This is a genomic window from Serratia sp. TMDUHS_CL, from assembly GCF_037137105.1.
Lineage (GTDB): Bacteria > Pseudomonadota > Gammaproteobacteria > Enterobacterales > Enterobacteriaceae > Serratia > Serratia nevei.
In genome coordinates, this window is the sequence record NZ_JBBBDV010000040.1 from 1 (window position 1) to 480 (window position 480).

Genomic DNA, 480 nt, shown 5'->3' on the forward strand with positions numbered 1-480 from the left:
GGGGCCGAGTTAGAACATCAAACATTAAAGGGTGGTATTTCAAGGATGGCTCCACGCAGACTGGCGTCCACGCTTCAAAGCCTCCCACCTATCCTACACATCAAGGCTCAATGTTCAGTGTCAAGCTATAGTAAAGGTTCACGGGGTCTTTCCGTCTTGCCGCGGGTACACTGCATCTTCACAGCGAGTTCAATTTCACTGAGTCTCGGGTGGAGACAGCCTGGCCATCATTACGCCATTCGTGCAGGTCGGAACTTACCCGACAAGGAATTTCGCTACCTTAGGACCGTTATAGTTACGGCCGCCGTTTACTGGGGCTTCGATCAAGAGCTTCGCCTTGCGGCTGACCCCATCAATTAACCTTCCAGCACCGGGCAGGCGTCACACCGTATACGTCCACTTTCGTGTTTGCACAGTGCTGTGTTTTTATTAAACAGTTGCAGCCAGCTGGTATCTTCGACTGGCTTCAGCTCCATCCGC

Annotated in this window: 1 rRNA gene; it reads right to left on the bottom strand. The window is 52.3% G+C overall.

Annotation, left to right across the window (positions count from 1 at the left end):
• Positions 1–480, bottom strand: a 23S ribosomal RNA gene (locus tag WCL58_RS25275); the annotation flags it as partial.